This is a genomic window from Tepidibacter thalassicus DSM 15285 (assembly GCF_900129915.1).
GTDB lineage: Bacteria > Bacillota > Clostridia > Peptostreptococcales > Peptostreptococcaceae > Tepidibacter > Tepidibacter thalassicus.
In genome coordinates, this window is the sequence record NZ_FQXH01000012.1 from 31,237 (window position 1) to 49,634 (window position 18,398).

Genomic DNA, 18,398 nt, shown 5'->3' on the forward strand with positions numbered 1-18,398 from the left:
TTACTTCTCGTATTTTTTAGTAATATATTCATCAATAGCCATGGCAACTTTTTTAGAAAGATTTACAGCTTCTACAACGGTTTTAGCTCCAGTTACAACATCGCCTGAAGCAAATACACCTTCTCTAGTAGTTCTTCCGTAATCGTCAGTCATTATAAGACCGGTTATATCAGTATCTATGCCATTAGTATTTGAAACTATATTAGCTCTAGGGCCTTGGCTTACGGCTATTATAACAGAGTCTGCAGTAAATATTGACTCTGAATTTTCTATATTAACTAATTTAGTATTTCCCAATTCATCTTTAATTTTTTTTGTCTTTACGTATTTAACTCCTTCATCTAGTATTTCAATAGGGGTTTTAAAAAGTTCAAATTTAACTCCATCAATTTTTGCGTATTCTATTTCGTATTTTGTAGCAGGCATATCTTCTATATCTTTTCTATACATTATATATACTTCTTTTGAACCTTTTCTAATTGCAGTTCTTGCTACATCCATTGCTACATTTCCAGCTCCAATTACACATACTTTTTCGCCTAAATTGTAAACATCAGGATTTTTTAAATAATCAATTGCGTAGTGAACATGTCCAAGGCTTTCTCCTTTTATATTTAATGTATTAGGCTTCCATACTCCTGTTCCTATAAACACAGCATCATATCCATCTCTAAAAAGATTATCAATAGTTATAACAGGACCTATTAGAGTATTTGGTCTTATTTTAACTCCGATTTCTATTAATTTACGTTTTAGTTTTTCAAGAATATCTTTAGGAAGTCTAAATTCTGGTATACCATACCTTAAAACACCACCAATTTTATCGTGAGCTTCAAACATAGTTATATTATATCCTTTTAAAGATAACATAAAAGCTACAACAATTCCTGCGGGACCAGATCCTATTATAGCTACTTTTCTATTTAAATTTTTTTCTTTTTTTAATGTTGAACTATTTAAGTAGTAATCAGATATATAATTTTCGATTGAACTTATTTGGACAGGACTACCTTTTATTCCAAGAACACAATGTCCTTCGCATTGATTTTCATGAGGACAAACTAATGAACAAATAACGGAAAGGGGATTGTTATCAAATAATATTTTTCCTGCTTTTTTTATATCTCCTTCTAAAAGTAAATTTATAATTTCTGGAATAGATGTATTTACAGGACAGCCTTGTTTACATTTTGGATTTTTACATTGTAGACATCTGCGTGCTTCTTCTATTATATGTTTTCCCATAGATATCACTCCTATTAAAATAATTATTGAAAATATATTATAACACAATAGATTATACAATATACAAAAATAAAAGAAAGACTTTTTTATATTAGAAGGATAATATTTGCATCTCTAGAAGTATATAAATGAAGAAAATTTTAATTATAAAGAGGTGAAAAAATGATAAAAAAATTAGATGAAATTGTAGAAAAAGTAAAAAGTATATCTTCTATGAAATTAGCTGTAGCTGCAGCTCAAGATAAGGAAGTTTTACAAGCGATATTTGATGCAAAGAAAAAAGGTATAATTGATCCTATATTAATAGGAGATGTAGAAAAAATAACTGAAATAGCTAAAATTTTGGAAGAAGATATTGATAATATTAAGTTAATACAAGGAGATGATTTAAAGGATTGTGCACAAAAAGCAGTGAAACTTGTATCAAGTGGAGAAGCTGATTTTTTGATGAAAGGTTTGTTGGATACATCTATACTTTTAAAGGAGGTTTTAAATAAAGAATATGGACTTAGAACAGATAGTTTATTAAGTCATGTTATGGTTTATGAAGTTTTGAGTTATCATAAGCTTTTATTATTAACTGATGGAGGAATGAATATAGCTCCAGATGTTAATCAAAAAGTAAAAATAATAAATAATGCTGTGAAAGTAGCTAAATCTTTAGATATAAAAGAAGTAAAAGTAGCTTGTATTGCTGCTAAAGAAAAAGTAAGTGAAAAAATGATAGCTACAGTTGATGCTAAAGAGCTTTCGGAAAATAATTATGGAGAAAATGTGATTGTCGAAGGGCCTCTTGCTTTTGATTTAGCTGTGTCAAAAGAAGCAGCAAAAATTAAAAAGTTTGAAAGTAGAGTATCTGGAGATGTAGATATAATACTTGTTCCTACTATAGAAGTTGGAAATGGTATAGGAAAATCTCTTACATATATGGCTAATGCTAAATCAGCTGGAATAATAATGGGAGCCAAAGCTCCTGTGGTGCTTGTATCAAGAGCAGATACTCATGAATCAAAACTGTATTCTATTGCGTTAGGAGCTCTTATTGCTAGTAGTAAAAAATAGTAATTATAAATTATAGTATAACATATTAATATTATATATGTTGAAAAATTAACAATTTGTTCTTGAAAAAGAAAATAAACAATTATTTAAGTAAAAAAATAATTGTTTATTTTCTGAAAAATTACGCATAAAAATACGAAAGGTATTTTTGAGATTGAAAGTTGCTCGAGTTTAGGAAAACATTTTTTTGGAGGGTTGTGTAAAATGATATTACAAGAAACGATTTTTGTGTTATAATAAATTTATAAATGGATGAATTTATTTTGAATAAATATACATGGATATTTTTTTAAAAAACATTGTTTTTAATTTAACAATTTTCTTCATAAATCTTCAAAAATATATCAATAATGACGAAAATATTAAAAAATTATTTAGGGATAAAGGGAAAAATATAATTAAATTTTAATAATATGTAGTATAAACTATCTGAAGATAGACAAAAAAGTCATGAAGACTCTTTTTGTTATATATTTTAAAGTTTATAAAGAGGTTATCATAAAAAAAGGGGGAAAGAAAAATGGATGAGAAGTTATTATCAATTGACAGTGCAGTTAATGAACTTATAAAAAAGGCTAAAGAAGATGGGGTAGAAACAATTTTTGATAGGAAGGAAAATATGAAACCCTGTCCTATGGGGGAAAAAGGAATTTGTTGTAGAATTTGTGCTATGGGGCCTTGTAGAATAACGCCGAAAACGCCTAGAGGACTTTGTGGAGCTACTGCAGATGTTATAGTTTCAAGAAATTTTGCTAGAATGGTAGCGGGAGGAGCAGCAGCACACTCTGATCATGGTAGGGATATAGCGCATGTATTACATATGACGAGTAAAGATGGAAATTATAAAGTAACAGATGAAGAGAAATTAAAGGAACTTGCTAAAAGATGGAAAATAGAAACTGAAGGAAGAGATATTTATGATATAGCACATGAGGTAGCTGAATTTGCATTAAATGAATTTGGTAAACCTTTTGGAACATTGGAGTTTCCTCCATCTTTACCAGAACAAAGAAAGAAAGTTTGGGAAAACTTAAATATAGTTCCAAGAGCTATAGATAGAGAAGTAGTAACTATAATGCATTCTACTCATGTTGGATGTACGGCAGATGCTGATAGTATGCTTAATATTTCTATGAGAACTGCTATTTCAGATGGATGGGGAGGTTCTTATATAGCTACAGAACTTAGTGATATATTATTTGGAACTCCAATACCAAGAGAAACAGAAGCAAATCTTGGAGTGTTAGAAGAAAATCAAGTTAATATAGTACTTCATGGGCATGAGCCATCACTTTCAGAAATGATAGTGTTAGCCGCAGAAGATCCAGAACTTATAGAACTTGCAAAAGAAGTTGGTGCAGATGGAATAAATTTAGCTGGAATGTGTTGTACTGCAAATGAAGTAACTATGAGACATGGTGTAAAAATAGCAGGAAATTTTGCTCAACAAGAACTTGCTGTTTTAACGGGAGCGGTAGAAGCTGTAATTGTCGATGTTCAATGTATATTTCCAGCATTGGCTTCACTTGCAGAGTGTTATCATACTAAATTTATAACTACATCTCCAAAAGCTAGAATTACAGGGGCGACTCATATAGAATTTGATGAAGAAAAAGCTCTTGAATCTGCTAAACAAATAGTTAGAGAAGCTATACTTAATTTTAAAAATAGAAAGAAAGAAAAAGTATTTATACCAAAAACTAAAAGTCATGCAATGGTTGGTTATAGCACAAAAGCTATAATTAATCAATTAGATAAAGTAGTTAATTCTCATATAGATAAACCAGGTACAGTAAAGCCTCTTGCTGACTGTATAACATCAGGAGTTTTAAGGGGAGCAGCCGGAATTGTAGGATGTAATAACCCAAAAGTTAAACATGACTATGGGCATGTAGAAATGATAAAAGAGTTAATAAAAAATGATGTTATAGTAGTTACTACAGGATGTGCAGCTCAGGCTGCAGCAAAAGCAGGTCTTTTGAGCAAAGATGCTAGAAAACTTGCAGGAAAAGGACTTGCTACTGTATGTGAACTTGTAGATATACCTCCTGTACTTCATATGGGTTCTTGTGTTGATATAAGTCGTATATTAGAACTTGTAGGTTTAGTTGCTAAACAATTAAATGTAGATATATCTGAATTACCAGTAGTTGGAGCAGCACCAGAGTGGATGTCAGAAAAAGCTGTATCAATAGGAACATATGTGGTTTCATCTGGTATAGATACATGGCTTGGAGTGGCACCACCAGTGACAGGAGGACCAAGAGTTCTTGAAATATTAACTAGTGAAATGGAAAATATGGTTGGTGCTAAGTTCTTTGTTGAACCAGATCCAATTAAAGCTGCACATCAAATGATAGAAAAAATAGAGCAAAAACGTAAAGTGTTAGAAGAAAAATTTGAAAATATAAAAGCTGTAGCACAAGCATAAAATAAATAAAAAAGGTGATAGAACATGAAAATAGCTATAACAGGAAAAGGTGGAGTGGGAAAAACAACATTTTCAGCAATGCTTGCTAGATTATATGCAGATGAAGGTTATAGGGTTTTATCAGTTGATGCAGATCCTGATGCCAATTTGGCATTGGCATTGGGGTTCCCTAAGGAATTGATGGACACAATAGTACCCATATCAGAAATGAAGGAATTAGTAGCCGAGAGAACGAATGTTCCGATAGGTGGCTTTGGAAAGATGTTTAAGATGAATCCAAAAGTTGATGATATACCTGAGAGATATTGTAAAGAGTATAATGGAGTAAGACTTTTAACTATGGGAACAGTTGATACAGGAGGATCTGGATGTGTATGTCCAGAACATGTTCTTTTAAAAAGACTTACTTCACATTTAATACTTCAAAATAAGGATGTAGTAATAATGGATATGGAAGCTGGAATAGAGCATTTAGCAAGGGGGACAGCACAGGGAGTAGATGCTTTTATTGTAGTAGTTGAACCAGGGGAGAGAAGTATTCAAACTTATAGAAAAGTAAAAAAATTAGGGGAAGATATTGGAGTTAAGAGAGTTTTGGTTGTTGGTAATAAAATAAGAAATAAAGAAGATGAAAATTTTATAATAAATAATGTTCAAGATGGGGAATGTTTGGGATTTATATATTATAATGAAGAAGTGATAAATTCTGATAGGTCAAATTTATCTCCTTATGATAACTGTACAAAAACAGTTGAGGAGATTAAATATATAAAACAAAAATTACAAGGGGGAATTTAATAATGGCTTTTAAATCAGATATTGAAATAGCTCAAGAGGCTAAACTTAAGGATATAAGGGAGATTGCTGCAAAACTTAATCTTACTGAAGATGATCTTGATCTTTATGGAAAGTACAAAGCAAAAGTAGATTATAATTTATTAAAAAAAGATAATGGGAAAAAAGCTAAATTGATATTAACTACTGCCATAAATCCAACTCCAGCAGGAGAAGGAAAAACAACTACTACAATAGGAGTTGCTGATGCTTTATCAAAACTTGGAAAAAATACTATTGTTGCATTGAGAGAACCATCACTTGGACCTGTATTTGGAGTTAAAGGTGGAGCTGCTGGTGGGGGGTATGCGCAAGTTGTACCAATGGAAGATATAAATCTTCATTTTACAGGAGATATGCATGCAATTGGAGCAGCTAATAATTTACTTGCAGCTATGATAGATAATCATATTTATCAAGGAAATAAACTTGACATAGATCCAAGAAGAATCACTTGGAGAAGATGTGTTGATATGAATGATAGACAATTGAGATTTGTAGTAGATGGGCTTGGTGGAAAAACTAATGGAATGCCAAGAGAAGATGGATTTGATATAACTGTTGCATCTGAAATTATGGCAGCATTTTGTCTTGCAAATGATATTTCTGATTTAAAAGAAAGACTTTCCAGAATAATAATAGGATATAATAGAGCGGGAGAACCTGTTACAGCTGGACAGTTAAATGCACATGGAGCCATGGCGGCGCTTTTAAAAGATGCATTAAAACCAAATCTCGTTCAAACATTAGAAGGAACACCAGCATTTGTTCATGGTGGACCATTTGCCAATATAGCTCATGGGTGTAATTCAGTTATAGCTACAAAAATGGCTATGCATTTTGCAGATTATGTAATTACAGAAGCTGGATTTGGAGCAGATCTTGGAGCGGAAAAATTCTTAAATATTAAGTGTAGAATGGCAAAATTAAGACCAGATGCAGTAATAATAGTAGCTACTGTTAGAGCTCTTAAGTACAATGGAGGAGTTAAAAAAGAAGATTTAAATAATGAAAATTTAGAAGCTCTTGAAAGAGGACTTCCAAATTTATTAAAGCATGTTGAAAACATAACTAAAGTATTTAAATTACCGGCAGTAGTTGCTATAAATAGATTCCCATTTGATACTGAAGCTGAAATTAACTTAGTTAAAGAAAAATGTAAAGAATTAGGAGTAAATGTTGCACTATCAGAAGTATGGGCAAAAGGTGGAGAAGGTGGAATTGAAGTTGCTAAAGAAATTCTTAGATTAATAGAAGAAGAGGAAAATAACTTTACATATGCTTATGAAGATGATATGTCTATTAAAGATAAAATAAGAGCTATAGCTCAAAAAATATACGGAGCTGATGATGTAGATTTTACACCAGCTGCATCTAAAGAGATAACTAATTTAGAAAAATTGGGATTTGGAAATATGCCAATTTGTATGGCGAAAACTCAATATTCATTAACTGACGATCAAACTAAACTTGGAAGACCTACAGGATTTAATATTACAGTAAGACAAGTAACAGTTTCAGCTGGTGCTGGATTTATAGTAGCTTTAACTGGTGAAATAATGAAAATGCCAGGACTTCCAAAAGTTCCAGCTGCAGAAAGAATAGATGTTGATGAAAATGGAGTAATATCTGGTTTGTTTTAAGAAATTTATACAATAGGAGGAAAGAACATGAAATTAGTAGATAAAAATTCTGTTGAATTTATTGAAGTTCTTGCCTCTAAAGCAGCTGTCCCGGGTGGTGGTGGGGCAGCAGCTTTAGTAGGAGCTATAGGAACAGCTCTTGGAAGTATGGTGTGTAATTTAACTATTGGAAAGAAAAAGTATGCTGAATATGAAGAAAAAGTTAAAGAGATACTTCAAAGAGCTACTGAAATTCAAGATGAGCTTTTAAAAATGGTTGATGAAGATGCAGAAAATTTTTTACCTCTTTCAAAGGCGTATGGAATGCCTTCAAGTACTGATGAAGAGAAAAAAATAAAAGCTGAAACTATGGAAAAAGCTTTAAAAAAAGCGTGTGAAGTACCTGTAAAAATAGTAAGAACATGTTATGATGCTATAAAACTTCACGAAGAATTAGTTGATAAAGGATCAAAACTTGCTATAAGTGATGTAGGTGTTGGGGTTCAATGTTTAAGAGCTGCACTTATAAGTGGACAATTAAATGTAATTATAAATATAAATTCTATAAAAGATGAAGAGTATGTAAAAAAAGTAAAAGAAGAAATTGATAGATTAGTTCTTGAGGGAACTAAGTTAGCAGATGAAGTTTATAAAAAAGTAGAAAAAATTCTTTCTAAATAAATAAAAAGGGGGCTTTTAAATATGGCTATGGGGCAAATTATAAAAGGTAAACCGGTTGCAGATAAAATAAAAGAAGAATTAATAAAAGAAGTAGAAGAATTAAAAGCTAGAGGAATAAATCCAAAACTTACAATAGTTAGAGTGGGAGCAAGAGGAGATGACTTAGCATATGAAAGAGGAGCATTAAAGAGATGTGATTCTATTGGAATATTAACAGAAGTTAAAGAACTTCCTGAAGATATAACTCAAGAAGAGTACATAAGTGAAATTAAAAAAATAAATGAAGATCCAGCTACTCATGGTATTTTATGTTTTAGACCACTTCCAAAACAATTAGATGAAGAAGTTATAAAATATGTAATAGCTCCAGAAAAAGATATAGATTGTTTTAGTCCTGTAAATGCTGCAAAAGTTATGGAAGGAGATAAATCAGGATTTTCTCCATGTACACCTACAGCAGTAGTTGAAATATTAAAACATTATGGGGTTGACTTGACAGGTAAGAAAGTTGTTGTACTTGGAAGATCTATGGTTGTTGGAAAACCAGCTGCGATGCTTTTATTAAATGAAAATGCGACAGTTACTATATGTCATTCAAAAACTAAAGATTTAGATTTAGTTACAAGAGAAGCTGACGTTTTAGTAGCAGCAGTTGGAAGAGCAAAAATGGTAAAAGAGAACTTTATAAAAGATGGAGCTGTAGTTATAGATGTTGGTATAAATGTAGATGAAAATGGAAATTTATGTGGTGATGTTGACACTGATGTTGTAAAAGATAAAGTATCTATGATAACTCCAGTTCCAGGAGGGGTAGGATCTGTTACAACGTCTATTCTAGCTAAACATGTAATAAAAGCTTGTAAAATGCAAAACAACGCATAAAACAAGAGGGGGAATAGAGATGATAATTTCAGAAAAAAAACCTTTAGAGGAAATTTTAGAATACGTAAAAGATGCTAAAAAAATAATTATTACAGGATGTTCATTATGTGCAACTACTTGTAAGGTCGGTGGGGAAGAAGAATTAAAAGAGATGAAGAAAATATTGGAAGAGAACGGAAAAGAAGTTTTGGGAGCAAAAGTTTTAGATCCATCTTGTAATTTTTTAAAAGTTAAAAAGGATTTAAAAGAATTAAAAGAAGAATTAAAAGAAGTTGATGCTATAATTTCTTTAGCTTGCGGAGATGGAACTCAAACTGTTGCTAAAAATGTTAAGGTTCCTGTATATCCGGGAAATAATACAATGTTTATAGGGGAAATTGAAAGAGTTGGACAATTTGCAGAATCTTGTAAAGCTTGTGGAGAATGTGAACTTGGATGGACTGGGGGGATCTGTCCAGTTACTATGTGTGCAAAAAGTCTTTTAAATGGTCCTTGTGGAGGAGCTAAAGATGGAAAATGTGAAGTGAATCCAGAAAATGATTGTGCTTGGATTATGATATATGAGAGATTGAAAGAATTAGGTCAACTTGATAATTTAACAGCTATAAGACCGGTTAAAGATTATAAAAAAGCTGTAAATCCAAGATATATAAATTTAAAGAAAAAACAAGAAGAGTTAGCAAAAGCTTAGAAGGTTAAAAGGGGGATTTAAAAAATGAGCTTATTAAGAAAAGCTTTAGAAAACGGAGAATTTGCTGTTACAGCTGAAATGGCTCCTCCTAAGGGGATTGATTTTAATCATTTGGTAGAATGTGCAAAAGCTATAAAAGGAAGAGTTCATGGGGTTAATGTTACAGACTTTCAATCTGCAGTTATGAGAACTACTTCACTTGCTACTTGTAAAATTTTAAAAGATGAAGGGCTCGAGCCTGTTCTTCAAATGACGGGAAGAGATAGAAATAGAATAGCAATACAGGGAGAACTTTTGTCAGCTGGATTGTTTGGAATAAAAAATATGTTAGCTCTTACTGGTGATCATACAGTAGTAGGAGATCATCCAGGAGCAAAGCCAGTTTATGATTTGGATTCAGTAGGAATACTTGATGTAGCAACTACTTTGATGAATGGAAAAGATATGGTTGGGAATGAACTTAAAGGAAAACCAGAATTTTTCTTGGGAGCTTGTGTAACTCCACGATATACTCCTTTAGAAATTCAAATATTAAAAATGGAAAAAAAAATAAAAGCAGGAGCTAAATTTTTTCAAACACAAGCTGTATATGATTTAGATACTATGAGAGAATTTAGAGAAAAAACTAAGCATTTAAATTGTAAAGTGTTAGCTGGTATTATACCTTTAAAATCAGTAGGAATGGCTAGATTTATGAATAATAATGTTCCTGGAATATATGTTCCAGATGATGTAATACAAAGAATTAAGGGTGCTGAAAATAAAGTTCAAGAGGGAATAAAAATAGCTGGAGAATTTATACAACAGTTAAGAGAAGAAAATTTATGTGATGGAGTACATATAATGGCTATCGGTGCAGAAGAGAATGTACCAGCGATATTAGATGTAGCTGGATTGTAAAAACGTTTTTGCAAAAATATTAAATTTTTGGGGGATTGAGATATGAAAATAGCAGTAATAGGAGGAGGCCCAGGAGGTTACGTAGCGGCTATAAAAGCAGCAATGATGGGTGCTGATGTTACTTTGATAGAAAAAAATAAAGTGGGCGGAACTTGTTTGAATGTTGGTTGTATACCAACTAAAGCATTACTGGCTTGTTCAGAATTGCTTATGGGAATAAAAGAAGCTAAAAATTACGGTATAAATATAGATGGGGAAGTAAAAGCTGATTTTGCAGCTATTATGGATAGAAAAGATAAAATTGTAAATCAACTTATAAAAGGAATAGAATTTTTGTTTGATAAAAAAGGTGTAAAACTTGTAAATGGATTGGGAAGGCTTTTGGATAAAAATAAAATAGAAGTTTTTAAGGAAGATGGATCTAAAGAAATAATTGAAGCTGATAAAATAATATTAGCTACAGGGTCGGTTCCGATAGTTCCTCCGATATTTCCTTATGATGGAGAAAAGGTTATAACTAGTGATGAAGCTTTAAATTTGTGTGAAATTCCAAAATCAATGATAATAGTTGGTGGTGGAGTAATTGGTTGTGAATTTGGTCAATTTTTTAGAACTTTAGGAACTGAAGTTACAATTGTAGAAATGGCAGATCAAGTTCTTCCTTTTGAAGATAAAGATGTTGCAAAACAGTTGCAAAGAGCATTCAAAAAGGATAAAATTAAATTATTAACAAGAAATAAAATACAAAGTTGTGAAATAAAGGAAGGGAAGGTTGTTGCAAATCTTGAAAGTGGAAAATCAGTGGAAGCTGATATAATGCTTGTTTCAGTTGGAAGAAAACCTTACCTTGAAAATTTAGGAATAGAAAAATTAGGAATTAAATTAGAAAGAGGAAAAATAGTAGTAAATGAAAAAATGGAAACTAATATTGAAGGAATATATGCAATAGGTGATATTGTTGATAGTCCATTTCTTGCACATGTAGCTTCTAAAGAAGGTATGATTGCAGTGGAAAATGCACTTGGAAAAGATAAAAATATAAATTATACAGCTATTCCGAGATGTGTATATACAGAGCCTGAAGTTGCATGTGTTGGATTAACTGAAAAACAAGCTCAGGAAAAAGGAATTGAATATAAAGTAGGACAATTTGAATTTAGAGGACTTGGAAAAGCACAAGCTATAGGGAAATTTCAAGGATTTATAAAAGTACTTGCTGATAAAGAGGGTAAAGTGATAGGAGCATCTATTGTAGGACCTCATGCAACTGATTTACTTAGCGAATTAACGCTTGCTGTTCACTTAGGACTTACAGTAGAACAAGTTGGAGATGTTATTCATCCACATCCTACATTATCAGAAGGATTAATGGAAGCACTTCATGATGTAGATGATAAATGTATTCACTCAATTGGGAAAGTTAAAGCTAAAGCTTAAAAGGATAGAGCTTGAATTAAAAGCTCTGTCCAAGATATGATAGGGGGTAACATTATGGGATATACAATAGCTGTAGCAGGAAAAGGTGGAACAGGAAAGACTAGCTTGACAGGGCTTTTAATTGATAATTTAGTAAAAAGGGGAGAAAGTCCAATACTCGTTGTTGATGCGGACGCAAATGCCAATATAAATGAAGTATTAGGCGTAGAAGTAGAAACGACTATTGGAGAAATAAGAGAAGAAGTGAATCGAAGGGAAGTATCTGGTAATGGATTTCCTGGAGGAATGACTAAGGCACAATATTTAAAATATAGGTTAAATACAGCTATAACTGAGGGAGATGGATATGATCTTTTAGTTATGGGTAGAGCTGAAGGTCAAGGTTGTTATTGTTATGTAAATGGTGTATTGAGAGAACAAACGGATTCACTTTCAGACAGTTATAAATATTTGATTATAGATAATGAAGCGGGTATGGAACATTTGAGTAGAAGAACAACAAAACATATAGATACATTGTTTTTAGTTAGTGATTGTTCAAGAAGAAGCATTCAAGCTGTGGGAAGGATAAAAGATTTAGTAAAAGAATTGAATTTAAAGGTAAGCAATATGTATTTAATAGTAAATAAGGCTCCGCAAGGAAAGTTAAATGAAGGGATAAAAGAAGAAATTAGAATTCAAGGACTTAATTTAATAGGGGTAGTTCCTATGGATGAAATGATATATGAATATGATTCTAATGGAATACCATTAGTTGAATTACCTGAAGATAGTAAAGCTAAATTAGCTATTAAAGAAATATTATCTAAAATAGAATTTTAAAAGTAGTTTTTAAGGGGGCGATTTTAATGGCATTTAAGATGTCTGTTCAAAAGTATGCAGGAAAAATTTCTGAAGTAGAAATTGGAGCAGGGGAAAAAGCTATAAAATTAGGTGGAGAAAATGTAATGCCATTTTATAGTTTTGATGGAGAAACTGGAAATACTCAAAAAATAGGAATAGAGATATTAGATGTTTATCCAGAAAATTGGGTAGAGCCGTTAAAAAATTTGTATAAAGATGTTGCAAGTAATCCAGTAGATTGGGCTAAGTTTGTAGAAGAAAAATTTTCTCCAGATTTTATATGTTTAAAATTTGAAGGTGCAGATCCAAATGGGTTTGATAAATCTCCAGAAGAGTGCAGTGAAATAGCAAAATCTGTAGTTGAGGCTATTAGTATACCTCTTGTTATTGCAGGATGTAACAATCATGAAAAAGACGCTAAGTTATTTGAAAAAGTTGCAGCAGCAGTAGATGGGTATAATTGTTTGTTTTTAGCTGCGGTTGAAGAAAATTACAAAGCTGTAGGGGCTGCTGCTGGTCTTGCTTATCCACATAAAGTAGGGGCAGAATCATCTGTTGATATAAACCTTGCTAAACAATTAAATATATTATTAACTCAATTGGGAGTTAAAGGAGAAAATATAGTTATGAATGTTGGGTGTTCTGCAGTAGGTTATGGTTATGAATATGTTGCTTCGACTATGGATAGAATTAGACTTGCTGCATTTGGTCAAAATGATAAAACTCTTCAAATGCCTATAATAACACCTGTTTCTTTTGAAACTTGGAATGTTAAAGAGTCTGTAGCATTAGTTGAGGAGGTTCCGGAATGGGGATCTCAAGAAGAAAGAGGTATTGCTATGGAGGTTTCAACTGCTAGTAGTGCATTAGCAGGAGGGGCAAATGCAGTTATACTTCGTCATCCAAAATCTTTAGAAACAATAAAAAAATTTGTTAATGAATTAGCATAATAAATGAGGTTAAGGGGGAAAGAAAAATGGCTTTAAAAGGTTTGGATATATTTAAGTTAACTCCAAAGAAAAATTGTAAAGATTGTGGTTTTCCAACTTGTATGGCTTTTGCTATGAAAGTTGCAGCAGGTGCTGCAAAAATAGAAAAATGTCCTCATATGAGTGAAGATGCGTTGGCTAAATTATCAGAAGCTACTGCACCTCCAATGAAAACTTTAACTATAGGTAAAGGGGATAGTGAATATAAATTAGGAGGAGAAACAGTACTTTTCCGTCATGAAAAAACTTTTGTAAATAGAAATAGATTTGCAGTGTTACTTTCTGATTCTATGAGTGATGAAGAAATAAATGCAAAAATTGAAAATATGAAAAAAGTAAATTATGTGAGAATTGGAGAAGAGATGAAAATTGAAATAGCAGCATTAAAATATGAAGGAAATAAAGAAAATTATATAAATTTAATAAACAAAGTAAAAACAAGTGAGCTTAAAGTTGTATATATGTTAATTTGCGAAGATAGTGCTGTATTAAAAGATGCTTTAGAATTAGTTAAATCTGAAAATCCTATAGTTTACGGTGCTACTAAAGAAAACTATAAGGAAATGGTGGAACTTGTTAAAGCTGATAAATTGGCTCTTGGAGTAAAAGCAGGTAATCTTGAAGAATTATATGCTTTAGTTGAAGATATTCATAAATTAGGGTATAAAGAATTAATATTAGATCCTGGCAGTTCTTCACTTAAAGAAGCTTTTACAAATACAGTTCAAATCAGAAGAATTGCTTTAAAAGAAGGAGATAGAACATTTGGATATCCATCTGTGTTATTTGTAAATGAAATTGCTAAAGATGATAAGTTTATGGAAATAGCTTTAGCATCATTATTTACAGTTAAATATGGTTCTATAATAGTATTAAATGATATAGATTATGCAAAAGCTTTACCTTTGTTTGCTTTAAGACAGAATATATATACTGATCCTCAAAGACCAATGAGGGTTGAACCTAAAATTTATCCTATAAATAATCCAGATGAAGATTCTCCAGTACTTGTTACTGTTGACTTTGCTTTAACTTATTTTATAATTGCTGGAGAAATAGAAAGATCTAAAGTTCCAATGTGGTTAGTTATTCCTGATGCTGGAGGTTATTCAGTTCTCACAGCTTGGGCAGCTGGTAAATTTAGTGGATCAAGTATTGCAAATTTTATTAAGGAATGTGGAATAGAAGATAAAACTAAATGTAGAAAACTTGTAATTCCTGGAAAGGTTGCGGTTCTTAAGGGGGATATTGAGGATAATTTATCAGGTTGGGAAGTTGTAGTAGGAACAAATGAAGCTATGGAACTTCCTAAATTCCTAAGAGAATTTAATGAGGAATTAAAGACAGCTAAAGCTTAATAATTAAATGATATAAATAAAATTTATGAATGGGGGTATCATTAATGGAGAGATTTATGATAATAGGAGAAAGAATTCACTGTATTTCACCAACTATAAGAAAGGCATTAGAAGAGAGAAATCCTGAGCCTATTTTAAAGAGAGCTAAAGAGCAAATTGATGCAGGTGCTCATTATATAGATTTCAATATAGGACCAGCAGAAAGAGATGGAGAAGAATTAATGACTTGGGGGGTAAAACTTCTTCAAGAGCATTTTGATAATGTACCTATAGCTCTTGATACAGCAAATAAAAAAGCTATAGAAGCAGGTCTTAAAGTCTACAATAGGGAAAAAGGAAAGCCAATTATAAATTCTGCTGATGCAGGACCTAGATTTGATCTTTTAGATTTAGCAGCAGAATATGATGCAATAGCGATAGGGCTTTGTGCTAAAGAAGGTATTCCGAGAGATAATGATGAACGTATGGCATATTGTACACAGATATTAGAGAGAGCTATGGAGCTTGGAATGGATCCAGAGGATATATTATTTGATCCACTTTGTCTTGTAATAAAAGGAATGCAAGAAAAGCAAATGGAAGTTTTAGAAGCGATACGAATGATGACTGAAATGGGACTTAAGACTACAGGAGGACTTTCTAATGTATCAAATGGTGCCCCAAAACATATAAGACCAATATTAGATTCAGCTTTTGTAGCCATGGCAATGGCTAATGGATTTAGTTCAGCAATAATTAATCCATGTGATGAACAACTTATGAATACAATAAAATCTTGTGATGTTATAAGAGGAAATATACTATACGCTGATTCTTATTTAGAATTGTAGAATTAATTAGGGGGGAATTGAGATGAGTTTATTTAAAACTATATTTACGGGTTCTAATCAAGCATTGCAAGCAGCTAAAGAGTTTTTAAATAAAGTTATAGAAGAAAAAGGTAGAGATCATAAAGTGGCATTTCCTGATACTGCATATTCACTTCCAATTATATATGCAGCTACGGGACAAAAGATGAATACTTTAGGAGATTTAGAAGGAGCCTTAGAGGTAGTTAAAAGTTTAATAGGAGAAGAAAAAGAAAATCTAGAAAATGCGTTAAATGCAGGACTTGGAACAGCTGTTGCATCAGAAGTGATAGAAGCTATTAAATATGCAACTATAGATACTCCATATTCTGAACCTTGTGCAGGGCATATAACAGACTCTGTTATTCGTTCTCTTGGAGTACCATTAGTTACTGGAGATATTCCAGGGGTTGCTGTTGTCCTTGGAGAATGCCCAGATTCTGAAATAGCAGCTAAAATAATAAAAGATTATCAATCTAAAGGTCTATTAACTTTTCTTGTAGGAAAGGTAATAGATCAAGCAATAGAAGCTGATGTTAAGATGGGACTTGATTTGAGGGTAATTCCTTTAGGATATGATGTTACAGCAGTAATTCATGTTGTATCTGTCGCTGTAAGGGCAGCACTTATATTTGGGGCATTAGAGCCTGGTGATCTTGAAGGGTTATTAGATTATACGCTTAATAGGGTACCTGCATTTGTAAATGCATTTGGTCCTTTAAGTGAACTCGTAGTATCAGCAGGAGCAGGTGCTATAGCACTTGGATTTCCAGTTATAACTGATCAAGATGTCTTTGAAGTTCCAACTAGATTATTAACTCAGAAAGATTATGATAAATTTGTAGCAACTTCTTTAGAAGCTAGAGGAATAAAAATAAAAATAACTGAAATTCCTATACCGGTTGCTTTTGCTGCAGCGTTTGAAGGTGAAAGAATAAGAAAAGGCGATATGTTTGTAGAATTTGGTGGAGGAAAAACTGAATCTTGGGAATTAGTAATGAAGAGGGAGATTTCTGAAGTAGAAGATCATAAGATTGAAATTATAGGACCGGACATTGATACAATAACAGAAGTTCCAGGAAGACTTCCGCTTGCAGTGTTAGTCGAAGTGGCTGGAAAGAACATGCAAGAAGATTTTGAACCAGTTCTTGAAAGACGTATTCACTATTTCATGAATTATATAGAAGGAGTAATGCATGTTGGTCAAAGAGATATTACTTGGATAAGAATAGGTAAAGAAGCTTATGAAAAAGGATTTAGATTAAATCATATAGGTGAAGTGTTATATGCTAAGATGATGGATGAATTTGATTCAGTTGTAGATAAATGTCAAGTAACTATAATTACTGATCCTGAAAAAGTATCAGAATTAAGAGTTAAATATGCTACGCCAAGATATAACGCAAGAGATGAAAGATTGGCAGCTTTAACTGATGAAAGTGTAGATACTTTTTATTCTTGTAATCTTTGTCAATCATTTGCTCCAGCACATGTATGTATAGTAACGCCAGAAAGACTTGGGCTTTGTGGTGCTGTAAGTTGGCTCGATGCTAAAGCAACTAAAGAATTAGATCCAACAGGACCATGTCAACCTGTACCAAAAGAAGGAGTAGAAGATGAAGTTAAAGGTATTTGGCGTGCAGTAAATGAAACTGTCGCTCAAATATCTCAGGGGGCAGTAGAAAGAGTAACACTTTACAGTATAATGGAAGACCCGATGACTTCCTGTGGATGTTTTGAATGTATTTGTGGAATAATGCCTGAAGCAAATGGTTTTGTAATAGTAAATAGAGAATATGGTGGAATCACTCCACTTGGAATGACATTTGGAGAACTTGCTTCAATGACTGGTGGAGGAGTTCAAACTCCAGGATTTATGGGCCATGGTAGACAATTTATTTCTTCGAAAAAGTTTATTGCTGCTGAAGATGGAACTAGAAGAATAGTTTGGATGCCAAAAGAATTAAAAGATTATGTAAGAGAAAAATTAGATGCTACAGCAAAAGAGCTATATGGAATAGAAAACTTTACAGATATGATTTGTGATGAAACTATATCAACAGATTCTGAAGGAGTATTGGCATTTTTAGAAGAAAAAGGACATCCAGCATTAGAACTTGAACCAGTTATGTAATTTTAAAAGGGGGGAATATAGTGAATTATCCATCAGATTTAAAATACGCTAAAAATCATATTTGGGTTAAAGTAGAAGATGATGAAGCATATATTGGAATAACAGATTATGCTCAAGAGCAATTGGGTGAAATATTATTTGTTGAAATGCCAGAAATAGGAGATGAGTTGTCAAAAGGGGAAGAATTTGGAGTAGTTGAATCTTCAAAGGTAGCTTCTGATTTAGTAGCTCCTATAACTGGAGAAGTAGTTGAAATAAATGAAAAATTAGATGATGAACCTGAGTATATAAATGAAAATGCATATGATGCATGGATTGTAAAAATTAAAATAGCTGATAAGAGTGAATTAGATGAACTAATGGATTCATCAAATTATGAAACTGCTTTAGCATAAAATCAATTTCCCCAGTTTTTTCCTGGGGAAATATTTTTTGGAGGGA

16 protein-coding genes are annotated in these 18,398 nt (G+C 32.1%); 15 read left to right on the plus strand and 1 reads right to left on the minus strand.

What is annotated here, in order from left to right; translation table 11 throughout:
• Entirely contained in the window at positions 1-1,245 is a 1,245-nt protein-coding gene (locus tag BUA19_RS06505; RefSeq protein ID WP_072724903.1) for an NAD(P)-dependent oxidoreductase, read from the minus strand.
• Between the two features lie 162 nt (positions 1,246-1,407).
• Here BUA19_RS06505 and BUA19_RS06510 point away from each other — a divergent pair, with 162 nt between their 5' ends.
• From BUA19_RS06510 to gcvH, 15 genes are all read left to right on the plus strand, one after another.
• The gene (locus BUA19_RS06510) at positions 1,408-2,307 is read left to right on the plus strand and encodes a bifunctional enoyl-CoA hydratase/phosphate acetyltransferase (protein ID WP_084601976.1); all 900 of its coding nucleotides are present in this window, start codon (positions 1,408-1,410) and stop codon (positions 2,305-2,307) included.
• Between the two features lie 520 nt (positions 2,308-2,827).
• Positions 2,828-4,738, plus strand: coding sequence for an anaerobic carbon-monoxide dehydrogenase catalytic subunit (gene cooS, locus BUA19_RS06515; protein WP_072724905.1), 1,911 nt, complete (start codon positions 2,828-2,830; stop codon positions 4,736-4,738).
• A gap of 24 nt (positions 4,739-4,762) precedes the next feature.
• Positions 4,763-5,536, plus strand: a complete 774-nt coding sequence (locus BUA19_RS06520) for an ATP-binding protein (protein WP_072724907.1) — start codon at positions 4,763-4,765, stop codon at positions 5,534-5,536.
• Positions 5,537-5,538: 2 nt separating this feature from the next.
• Positions 5,539-7,215, plus strand: coding sequence for a formate--tetrahydrofolate ligase (locus BUA19_RS06525; RefSeq protein ID WP_072724909.1), 1,677 nt, complete (start codon positions 5,539-5,541; stop codon positions 7,213-7,215).
• Positions 7,216-7,242: 27 nt separating this feature from the next.
• Complete coding sequence (locus BUA19_RS06530) at positions 7,243-7,875, plus strand: cyclodeaminase/cyclohydrolase family protein (RefSeq protein WP_072724911.1); 633 nt, start codon at positions 7,243-7,245, stop codon at positions 7,873-7,875.
• Positions 7,876-7,902: 27 nt separating this feature from the next.
• Complete coding sequence (locus tag BUA19_RS06535; RefSeq protein ID WP_072724970.1) at positions 7,903-8,757, plus strand: bifunctional 5,10-methylenetetrahydrofolate dehydrogenase/5,10-methenyltetrahydrofolate cyclohydrolase; 855 nt, start codon at positions 7,903-7,905, stop codon at positions 8,755-8,757.
• A 19-nt stretch (positions 8,758-8,776) separates the two neighbouring features.
• Positions 8,777-9,448, plus strand: coding sequence for a methylenetetrahydrofolate reductase C-terminal domain-containing protein (locus BUA19_RS06540; protein WP_072724913.1), 672 nt, complete (start codon positions 8,777-8,779; stop codon positions 9,446-9,448).
• A 24-nt stretch (positions 9,449-9,472) separates the two neighbouring features.
• The gene (locus tag BUA19_RS06545; RefSeq protein WP_072724915.1) at positions 9,473-10,348 is read left to right on the plus strand and encodes a methylenetetrahydrofolate reductase; all 876 of its coding nucleotides are present in this window, start codon (positions 9,473-9,475) and stop codon (positions 10,346-10,348) included.
• Positions 10,349-10,390: 42 nt separating this feature from the next.
• Positions 10,391-11,785 carry a dihydrolipoyl dehydrogenase gene (gene lpdA, locus BUA19_RS06550; protein WP_072724917.1) on the plus strand — a complete coding sequence of 465 codons (1,395 nt, stop codon included), beginning with the start codon at positions 10,391-10,393 and terminating at the stop codon, positions 11,783-11,785.
• Between the two features lie 54 nt (positions 11,786-11,839).
• Positions 11,840-12,607, plus strand: coding sequence for an ATP-binding protein (locus tag BUA19_RS06555; protein WP_072724919.1), 768 nt, complete (start codon positions 11,840-11,842; stop codon positions 12,605-12,607).
• A 26-nt stretch (positions 12,608-12,633) separates the two neighbouring features.
• Positions 12,634-13,578, plus strand: a complete 945-nt coding sequence (acsD, locus tag BUA19_RS06560; RefSeq protein WP_072724921.1) for an acetyl-CoA decarbonylase/synthase complex subunit delta — start codon at positions 12,634-12,636, stop codon at positions 13,576-13,578.
• 26 nt (positions 13,579-13,604) lie between these two features.
• Complete coding sequence (gene acsC, locus BUA19_RS06565; protein WP_072724922.1) at positions 13,605-14,975, plus strand: acetyl-CoA decarbonylase/synthase complex subunit gamma; 1,371 nt, start codon at positions 13,605-13,607, stop codon at positions 14,973-14,975.
• A gap of 44 nt (positions 14,976-15,019) precedes the next feature.
• Positions 15,020-15,805, plus strand: coding sequence for a carbon monoxide dehydrogenase/acetyl-CoA synthase methytransferase subunit (acsE, locus tag BUA19_RS06570; RefSeq protein ID WP_072724924.1), 786 nt, complete (start codon positions 15,020-15,022; stop codon positions 15,803-15,805).
• Between the two features lie 22 nt (positions 15,806-15,827).
• Positions 15,828-17,957, plus strand: a complete 2,130-nt coding sequence (gene acsB / locus BUA19_RS06575) for an acetyl-CoA decarbonylase/synthase complex subunit alpha/beta (RefSeq protein WP_072724926.1) — start codon at positions 15,828-15,830, stop codon at positions 17,955-17,957.
• A gap of 20 nt (positions 17,958-17,977) precedes the next feature.
• Positions 17,978-18,352, plus strand: a complete 375-nt coding sequence (gcvH, locus tag BUA19_RS06580) for a glycine cleavage system protein GcvH (RefSeq protein ID WP_072724928.1) — start codon at positions 17,978-17,980, stop codon at positions 18,350-18,352.
• The last annotated feature ends 46 nt before the right edge of the window (positions 18,353-18,398 follow it).

What these genes read in the sequence shown, in the direction of transcription:
- BUA19_RS06505 (WP_072724903.1), bottom strand. Translation starts at nt 1,245, where the DNA reads ATGGGAAAACATATAATAGAAGAAGCACGCAGATGTCTACAATGTAAA.
- BUA19_RS06510 (WP_084601976.1), top strand. Translation starts at nt 1,408, where the DNA reads ATGATAAAAAAATTAGATGAAATTGTAGAAAAAGTAAAAAGTATATCT.
- cooS (WP_072724905.1), top strand. Translation starts at nt 2,828, where the DNA reads ATGGATGAGAAGTTATTATCAATTGACAGTGCAGTTAATGAACTTATA.
- BUA19_RS06520 (WP_072724907.1), top strand. Translation starts at nt 4,763, where the DNA reads ATGAAAATAGCTATAACAGGAAAAGGTGGAGTGGGAAAAACAACATTT.
- BUA19_RS06525 (WP_072724909.1), top strand. Translation starts at nt 5,539, where the DNA reads ATGGCTTTTAAATCAGATATTGAAATAGCTCAAGAGGCTAAACTTAAG.
- BUA19_RS06530 (WP_072724911.1), top strand. Translation starts at nt 7,243, where the DNA reads ATGAAATTAGTAGATAAAAATTCTGTTGAATTTATTGAAGTTCTTGCC.
- BUA19_RS06535 (WP_072724970.1), top strand. Translation starts at nt 7,903, where the DNA reads ATGGGGCAAATTATAAAAGGTAAACCGGTTGCAGATAAAATAAAAGAA.
- BUA19_RS06540 (WP_072724913.1), top strand. Translation starts at nt 8,777, where the DNA reads ATGATAATTTCAGAAAAAAAACCTTTAGAGGAAATTTTAGAATACGTA.
- BUA19_RS06545 (WP_072724915.1), top strand. Translation starts at nt 9,473, where the DNA reads ATGAGCTTATTAAGAAAAGCTTTAGAAAACGGAGAATTTGCTGTTACA.
- lpdA (WP_072724917.1), top strand. Translation starts at nt 10,391, where the DNA reads ATGAAAATAGCAGTAATAGGAGGAGGCCCAGGAGGTTACGTAGCGGCT.
- BUA19_RS06555 (WP_072724919.1), top strand. Translation starts at nt 11,840, where the DNA reads ATGGGATATACAATAGCTGTAGCAGGAAAAGGTGGAACAGGAAAGACT.
- acsD (WP_072724921.1), top strand. Translation starts at nt 12,634, where the DNA reads ATGGCATTTAAGATGTCTGTTCAAAAGTATGCAGGAAAAATTTCTGAA.
- acsC (WP_072724922.1), top strand. Translation starts at nt 13,605, where the DNA reads ATGGCTTTAAAAGGTTTGGATATATTTAAGTTAACTCCAAAGAAAAAT.
- acsE (WP_072724924.1), top strand. Translation starts at nt 15,020, where the DNA reads ATGGAGAGATTTATGATAATAGGAGAAAGAATTCACTGTATTTCACCA.
- acsB (WP_072724926.1), top strand. Translation starts at nt 15,828, where the DNA reads ATGAGTTTATTTAAAACTATATTTACGGGTTCTAATCAAGCATTGCAA.